General features: G+C 70.9%; 6 protein-coding genes. 5 read left to right on the plus strand and 1 reads right to left on the minus strand.

The window, feature by feature from the left end; translation table 11 throughout:
* Nucleotides 1–28 precede the first annotated feature (28 nt).
* The 4 genes from ACFQGL_RS31165 (at nucleotide 29) to ACFQGL_RS31180 (ending at nucleotide 4111) form a co-directional block, all read left to right on the plus strand.
* Complete coding sequence (locus tag ACFQGL_RS31165; RefSeq protein ID WP_377516235.1) at nucleotides 29–2617, plus strand: sensor histidine kinase; 2589 nt, start codon at nucleotides 29–31, stop codon at nucleotides 2615–2617.
* 88 nt (nucleotides 2618–2705) lie between these two features.
* Nucleotides 2706–3128 carry a roadblock/LC7 domain-containing protein gene (locus ACFQGL_RS31170; protein WP_377516236.1) on the plus strand — a complete coding sequence of 141 codons (423 nt, stop codon included), beginning with the start codon at nucleotides 2706–2708 and terminating at the stop codon, nucleotides 3126–3128.
* Between the two features lie 4 nt (nucleotides 3129–3132).
* Entirely contained in the window at nucleotides 3133–3519 is a 387-nt protein-coding gene (locus tag ACFQGL_RS31175; RefSeq protein ID WP_377516237.1) for a DUF742 domain-containing protein, read from the plus strand.
* Nucleotides 3500–4111, plus strand: coding sequence for a GTP-binding protein (locus ACFQGL_RS31180; RefSeq protein WP_377516238.1), 612 nt, complete (start codon nucleotides 3500–3502; stop codon nucleotides 4109–4111). Before ACFQGL_RS31175 ends, ACFQGL_RS31180 begins: the two co-directional genes overlap by 20 nt.
* A gap of 108 nt (nucleotides 4112–4219) precedes the next feature.
* Here the strand turns inward: ACFQGL_RS31180 and ACFQGL_RS31185 are convergent, their stop codons facing one another.
* A complete protein-coding gene (locus ACFQGL_RS31185) occupies nucleotides 4220–7072 on the minus strand; it encodes an aconitate hydratase (protein ID WP_377516239.1) in 2853 nt (950 codons plus the stop codon).
* Between the two features lie 190 nt (nucleotides 7073–7262).
* Here ACFQGL_RS31185 and ACFQGL_RS31190 point away from each other — a divergent pair, with 190 nt between their 5' ends.
* Nucleotides 7263–7919, plus strand: coding sequence for a DedA family protein (locus ACFQGL_RS31190; RefSeq protein WP_377516240.1), 657 nt, complete (start codon nucleotides 7263–7265; stop codon nucleotides 7917–7919).
* Nucleotides 7920–8019: the final 100 nt, after the last annotated feature.

Here is an 8019-nt window from a genome sequence, read left to right on the forward strand (position 1 = left end):
CTCACACAGCCGCGCCAGGGACGGTGTAATGGGTTCCCGCAGTACGAATCTGCGTACCAAGGTCGTCGCTCTACTCGTCTCGCTCGTCGCGCTCTGGGGCTTCACGGCCTGGGTCACCGTCCGGGACGGGATCAATCTGCTCGGCGTGCAGACGCTCGACACCAAGGTCGCAAAACCCATCGAGCCGCTGCTGACCCAGTTGCAGTTGGAGCGCCGGACGTCGTCGACCTACCTGGGCCGACCGGACGAGGCGCAGCGCGCGACTCTGGCCGAGACGCGCAGGCGCACCGACCAGTTGGCGGCGGCATTCCGCAAGTCGACCGACAACTGGCAGGTCAGCACGCTGGGCAGCGACACCCTCGACCAGCGGATCACGACTCTGATGACCGGGCTGAGTGACCTGGGCAAGACCCGTACGGCGGTCGACGACCGCAGCATCGACCGGGCCGAGACCATCGCCACCTTCACCGGGGTGACCGACTCGATCTTCCGGGTCTACGACGCGCTCGGCAACCTCGACGATGACCAGGTCGCCGAGGACACCGCCGCGCTGATCGGCCTCAACCGGGGCCGGGAACTGCTGTCGCAGGAGGACGCGTTGCTGGCCGGCGTGCTGGCCGCCGGGCGGATCACCACGGCCGAGCGGGCGGAGTTCACCCGGTTCGTCGGTGCCCGGCAGTTCACCATCGACTCGGCACTGGTCCGACTTCCCGCCGCCGACCAGCGTCGCTACGAGGCGACATCGGCCGGTGCCACCTTCACCCGGCTGGCCGCTCTGGAGACCGAGGTCTCGCAGGGCGGTGGCGCCGGCCGGCCGCCGGTGACCGCATCGGAGTGGAGCGACACCACCAGCCGGGCGCTCACCGAGATCAGCGATGTCGTGGTGGCCGGTGGTGACGATGTGGTCGAGCGGGCCACTCCGGTCGCCGTCGGTGTCATCGTCCGGTTGGCGCTGGCCACCGGCCTCGGTCTGCTCGCCGTCATCGCCTCGATCGTCGTGTCCATCACCACCGCCCGCGCCCTGGTGCAGCAGCTGGAACGGTTGCGTGGCGCGGCCTTCCGCCTGGCCAACGAGCGGCTGCCCGGCGTGGTCGAGCGGCTTGGCCGCGGCGAAGAGGTCGATGTCGCCGCCGAGGCGCCACCGTTGGAGTTCGGCACCGACGAGATCGGTCAGGTCGGCAAGGCCTTCAACGCGGTCCAGGAGACCGCGATCCGTACCGCCGTCGAGCAGGCCGACCTGCGCCGCAACGTACGCGAGGTCTTCCTCAGCCTGGCCCGGCGTACGCAGGCACTGGTGCACCGCCAGCTCACCCTGCTGGACGCGATGGAGCGCCGCGAACATGACGCGGAGGAGCTGGAGGACCTGTTCCGGGTCGACCACCTGGCCACCCGGATGCGGCGTAACGCGGAGAACCTGATCGTGCTCTCCGGCTCCACCCCGGGTCGGGCCTGGCGGCGTAACGTGCCGATGGTCGACGTGGTGCGCGGCGCGGTGGCCGAGGTCGAGGACTACACCCGGGTCAACGTGCTGCCCCTCGGGCCGGTCGCACTCGCCGGCCGCGCGGTCGGCGACATCATCCACCTGCTCGCCGAACTGATCGAGAACGGCCTGTCGTTCTCTCCGCCGCACACCACCGTGGAGGTCCGCGGTCAACTGGTGGCCAACGGTTTCGCCATCGAGATCGAGGACCGGGGCCTCGGCATGAGCGAGGAGGACCTGGCCGCGGCGAACCACCGGATCGTCGACCAGTCCGAGCTGAACCTCGCCAACGCCGCCCGGCTCGGTCTCTACGTGGTGAGCCGGCTGACCGAGCGGCACGGCGTGCGGGTCCGGCTCAAGGAGTCGGCGTACGGCGGCACCACCGCCGTCGTGCTGATCCCGGCGGAGCTGATCACCGAGGGCGACACGGACGCGGAGACCTCTGGCGCGTTCCGTACCGGGTCGTCCGCCATCCCCCTGCCCCCGGGGCCGAGCGCGGGCCCCTCCGACGCCGCCGACACGATCCGCCCAGCCACCCTCGCGCTCGCCGCGCGGCCGGCGGCACCGGACCTGACGGCGTCGGACGCGGCGCAGCCAGCGACCGCCACGGTGACGGCGGAGGCCGCCGCTCCGGCGGGGCAGGCCGACGGCACCGACGTGGACGAGGCACTGCCCACCCGGCAGCGGACGACGTCGACCGCCGGTACGTCGGAGCTGCCCACCCGGACCCGTCGCGCGTCGGGACAGCCGGCCCTGGAAGGCCCGACGCTGCCCACGGGTCTGCCCGCGGTGGATCGCGCCCGGACGGTGGACGGCACGGCCGTGGTCGAGTCGGAGGCGAACGCTGACGGGGGGCCGATGCCGGGCCAGGTCGAGGTGGATCGGACCGACTCGGGCCTTCCGGTCCGCGTACGGCAGGCGAGCATCGTGCCCGAACTGCGCGACGACCCGGCCGCGACGGAGACCGACGACGAGGACGTGACGCGCCCGCCCGAGCAGGTGCGCCGCATGATGAGCTCCTACCAGACCGGCACCCGGCGTGGTCGGACCGACGCGGCGCGGCTGATCGGTGGTGCGTCCGGCGCCCCGCCGGCGGAGACGCCCGAGCCAACCGACGAGGACCCGCAAGCGACCTGATCGCCGCCGGTGGTGCGGGTTCCCGCGCGGTGTGACGGTCAGCCCAGGAGAAGCCGGCGAGAACAGCCGGGGAAGAAGAGGACGACGAGTGGCCCAGAAGACGGCTTCGAGTGCCGACCTGACGTGGTTGCTGGATGATCTGGTGGGCCGGGTGAAACAGGCCGAGCATGCGGTGGCGCTCTCCACCGACGGGCTGTTGATGGCCTGTTCGCAGGGGCTCAGCCGGGACGACGGCGAGCACCTGGCAGCGATGGCGGCCGGCATCCAGAGCCTGGCCCGGGGCGCCGGCAAGCGCTTCGGCGGCGGGCAGGTGCAGCAGACCATCATCGAGATGCAGTCGTCCTTCCTGTTCGTCACAGCGGCCGGCCGCAACGCCTGTCTCGCGGTCCTGGCCAGCGAGGACGCCGACGTCGGCCTGATCGCCTACGAGATGGCGATGCTGGTCACGCGGGTCGGCAAGTACGTCGCCTCCCCGTCCCGAGGTACCGAGCAGCCGGCCGGCGAAAGGTAGGGGCATGACGGTGCAGGGAGAGTCCGCGGACCATCAGTGGGTGGATGACCATGCGGGCCCGGTGGTGCGCCCGTACGCGGTGACCCGGGGGCGAGCCCGTCCGGTCACCGGCACGTTCGACCTGATCTCCCTGGTCACCGCTACCCGAGCGGACGTCACGCCGGAGGTCGGCCTGGGCCCGGAGCACCTGTCGATCGTCGGACTGTGCCAACGAATACAGTCCGTCGCCGAGATCGCCGCCCATCTCGACCTGCCGGTGGGCACCATCCGGGTCCTTCTCGGCGACCTGGCGGCCCGCAAACTGGTGCAGGTCCGCGAGCCGCAGACCACGGCCGGTCTTCCTGACAACAGCATCTTCGAGGCGGTAATCAATGGACTACGGGCACTCTGACCGGCCGGCGGGAGCGACCCCACTGCCCACCGCGATCAAGATCCTGGTCGCCGGCGGGTTCGGCGTGGGCAAGACCACCATGGTCGGCGCGGTGAGCGAGACCCGGCCGTTGCGTACCGAGGAGGTGCTGACCGAGTCCGGGGTCGGTATCGACGACCTGTCCGGTGTGGAGGGCAAGACCACCACCACCGTGGCGATGGACTTCGGCCGGATCACCATCAGCGACGACCTGGTGCTCTATCTGTTCGGCACACCCGGGCAGGACCGGTTCTGGTTCGTCTGGGACGAGCTGGCGCTGGGCGCGATCGGTGCGGTGGTGCTGGCGGACACCCGCCGGTTGGCCGACTGTTTCCCGTCGATCGACTACTTCGAGGGTCGAGGCACCCCCTTCGTGGTCGCGGTGAACTGCTTCGAGGGAGCCCGGACGTACCGGCTCGACGAGGTGCAGACGGCGCTGAACCTGGACCCGGGGGTGCCGGTGCTGCTCTGCGACGCCCGGCAGCGCGAGTCCAGCAAGGAGGTGCTCGTCACGCTGATGGAGCACGCCATGAAGACCCGCGAGGCCCGCCGCCGCGCCGCCGGCGCGAACTGACCCGCCGCGCGCCCTGCCCTGGCCGCGCTCCCTCGCCCGCCTGCACGGGCAAGATCGCGCAAAAGGGCCGCTCCCCGCGCGGGGAGCGGCCCTTTTGGGTGTACGACGTCAGTTGGCGATCATGCGGCGCAGCACGTACTGCAGGATGCCGCCGTGCCGGTAGTAGTCCGCCTCACCGGGGGTGTCGATCCGGACCACGGCGTCGAACTCGACGCCGGTGTCGGTGGTGACCCGCACGGTACGCGGGGTCTCGCCGTCGTTGAGGGCGGTCACGCCGGTGAACGTGAACGTCTCGGTGCCGGTGAGGCCGAGCGACTCGGCGGTGGTGTCCACCGGGAACTGCAGCGGCAGTACGCCCATGCCGATCAGGTTGGAGCGGTGGATCCGCTCGTAGGACTCGGCGATGACCGCCCGGACGCCCAGCAGCATGGTGCCCTTGGCCGCCCAGTCCCGCGACGAGCCCGAGCCGTACTCCTTGCCGGCCAGGACGACCAGCGGGATGCCGGCCTCCTGGTAGGCGACCGAGGCGTCGTAGATCGAGGTCTGCTCGCCGGTGAGGTGGTTGACGGTGAAGCCGCCCTCCACCCCGGGCACCAGCTGGTTACGCAGCCGGATGTTGGCGAAGGTGCCCCGGATCATCACCTCGTGGTTGCCCCGGCGGGAGCCGTACGAGTTGAACTCGTGCCGCGGCACACCGTGCTCGGCGAGGTACGTCCCGGCGGGGGAGTCGGCCTTGATCGAGCCGGCCGGCGAGATGTGGTCGGTGGTCACCGAGTCACCCAGCTTGGCCAGCACCCGAGCGCCGGTGATGTCGACGACCGCCTGCGGCTCGCGCTGCATCCCCTCGAAGTACGGGGGCTTCCGCACGTAGGTGGAGTCGCTCTCCCAGGCGAAGGTGTCGCCGGTCGGGGTGGGTAGCGACTGCCACCGCTCGTCGCCGGCGAAGACGTCGGCGTACGCGGCACTGAACCCGGTGGCGCCGATCGCCTGGGCGATGACGTCCTGGATCTCGGTGCTGTTCGGCCAGATCTCGCGCAGGAAGACCGGGTTGCCCTCGCTGTCCTCACCGATCGGCTCGTTGGCCAGGTCGATGTCCATCGTGCCGGCGAGGGCGTAGGCGACCACCAGCGGCGGCGACGCCAGGTAGTTCATCTTGACGTCCGGGTTGATCCGGCCCTCGAAGTTCCGGTTGCCGGAGAGCACCGAGACGACGGACAGGTCGTGCTCGTTGACCGCGGCGGAGACCTCCTCGGGCAGCGGGCCCGAGTTGCCGATGCAGGTGGTGCAGCCGTAGCCGACCAGGTTGAAGCCGAGCTTGTCCAGGTACGGCGTGAGGCCGGCCCGCTCGTAGTAGTCCATGACGACCTTGGAGCCCGGTGCCAGGGTGGTCTTCACCCACGGCTTGCGGGTCAGGCCCTTCTCCACCGCGTTGCGGGCCAGCAGCGCCGCACCGATCATCACCTGCGGGTTGGACGTGTTGGTGCAGGAGGTGATCGCGGCGATCACCACGGCACCGTGGTCCAGCTCGTACTCGACGCCGTCGGCGCCGGTGACCCGGATCGGGTGGCTGGCCCGGCCGCCGGAACCGACCGCCGCGGTCTCCAGGTCGCGCGGCTCGTCGGCCGGGTCGCTGAACTCGTTGGCCGGCGGGTCGCTGGCCGGGAAGGACTCGGCGCTGGCCTCGTCGGCCGGCCCGTTGGCGCCGCGCGGCAGCTCCTCGCGCGCCACGCTCGGCTTGAGGTCGCGCTCACCGGCGGCGTCGTCGGCGACGTAGTCGGTCAGCGCCGAGCGGAACAGCGTCTTGGCGGAGCCCAGCGGCACCCGGTCCTGCGGGCGCTTCGGGCCGGCGAGCGACGGCTCGATGCTGCTCAGGTCCAGCTCCAGGCGCTCGGAGTAGACCGGCTCGGCCGCCGCGTCGTGCCAGAGGCCCTGCTCCTTGGCGTACGCCTCGACAAGCGCGACCTGCGCGGCGTCCCGGCCGGTCAGCTCCAGGTAGCGGACGGTCTCGGCGTCGATCGGGAAGATCGCGACGGTGGAGCCGTACTCCGGCGACATGTTGCCGATGGTGGCGCGGTTGGCCAGCGGCACGGCGCTGACGCCGGGGCCGTAGAACTCGACGAACTTGCCGACCACGCCGTGCTTGCGCAGCATCTCGGTGATGGTCAGCACCAGGTCGGTGGCGGTCGTGCCGGCGGGCATCTCACCGTGCAGCTTGAAGCCGACGACCCGGGGGATCAGCATGCTGACCGGCTGGCCGAGCATCGCGGCCTCGGCCTCGATGCCGCCGACGCCCCAGCCCAGCACGCCCAGGCCGTTGACCATCGTGGTGTGCGAGTCGGTGCCGACCACGGTGTCCGGGTACGCCTGGCCGCCGCGCTCCATGATGGTGCGGGCCAGGTACTCGATGTTGACCTGGTGCACGATGCCGGTGCCCGGCGGGACGACCTTGAACTCGTTGAACGCGGTCTGACCCCAGCGCAGGAACTGGTAGCGCTCCTTGTTGCGCTCGTACTCCAGCTCGACGTTGCGGGCGAACGCGTCCTCGCGGCCGAACAGGTCGGCGATGACCGAGTGGTCGATGACCAGCTCGGCCGGGGCGAGCGGGTTCACCTTGCTGGCGTCGCCGCCGAGGTCGCGTACGGCCTCGCGCATGGTGGCCAGGTCGACCACGCAGGGCACGCCGGTGAAGTCCTGCATGAGCACCCGCGCCGGGGTGAACTGGATCTCCACGCTCGGGTCGGCGGTGGGGTCCCACCCGCCGAGCTGGCGGATGTGGTCGGCGGTGATGTTCGCGCCGTCCTCGGTCCGCAGCAGGTTCTCCAGCAGGATCTTCAGGCTGTAGGGCAGTCGGTCGTGGCCCTCCACCTTGTCGATCTTGAAAATCTCGTAGCTCGCGTCTCCGACGCGTAGCTGGGTCTTCGCACCGAAGGTGTCGAGGCTCGCCACGTCGTACTCCTTCACACCAGCGACCGTGAGTAGTCCTGAGCAGTCTGTCGCACCGGCTGGGGTGCCGCCGAGGTTAGGTGACACTTACCGCCGATTACGCTCTCAACAAAACCGTACGTCCGTCTTGTTAGTTGCGCAACTCGGGGGCGGGTGGCAGCGTCCCGCCCCGGGTAGGGTTCGAGGCCCGTCGGGAAGGGGCTCAACCGTGTTCGACGTCCAGCACTGGCTCGTGTCGCTGCCGCCGATCGCGGTCTACCTGCTCGTCGCCGGGGTGATCGGCGTGGAGAGCATGGGTGTCCCGCTGCCCGGCGAGATCGTCCTGGTCAGCTCGGCCCTGCTCGCCGCCACCGGGGTGGTGGAGCCGGAGTGGGTGGCCACCGCAGCGGCCACCGGCGCGATCGTCGGCGATTCCATCGGGTACGCGGTGGGGCGTCGGGGCGGCCGCCCGCTGCTGGCCCGACTGGGCCGGCGCTTCCCCCGTCATCTCGGCCCCGCACAGATCGCCCGGGCCGAACAGAGCTTCGCCAAGCACGGGGTCTGGGCGGTCTTCTTCGGGCGGTTCGTGGCACTGCTGCGGATCCTGGCCGGTCCGCTCGCCGGGGCACTGCACGTGCCGTACCGCCGGTTCCTGGTGGCCAACGCGGCCGGCGGCCTGGTCTGGGCGTTCGGCACCACCTACCTGCTGTTCAGCGTGGGCCGGGCGGCCGAGCACTGGCTCAAGGACATCTCCTGGGCCGGGCTGGTCCTCGCGATCCTCGCCGGGCTGGTCAGCACCTGGTGGCTGCGTCGACGTGCCCATCGGATCGAGGCGGCCGAGCCGACCCCCGACGCCGAGCCGGTCCGGGCCGGCAGCGAACACTGATTTCGGCACGACGAAGGGCCGGTCCCCGTGGTGGGGTCCGGCCCTTCGTGGTGGTGTGTGGTGGGTCAGCTGGTGGCGTAGCCGCGGGTGGCGATCCAGT

The sequence above is a fragment of the Micromonospora vulcania genome (genome assembly GCF_042658605.1).
GTDB lineage: Bacteria > Actinomycetota > Actinomycetes > Mycobacteriales > Micromonosporaceae > Micromonospora > Micromonospora vulcania.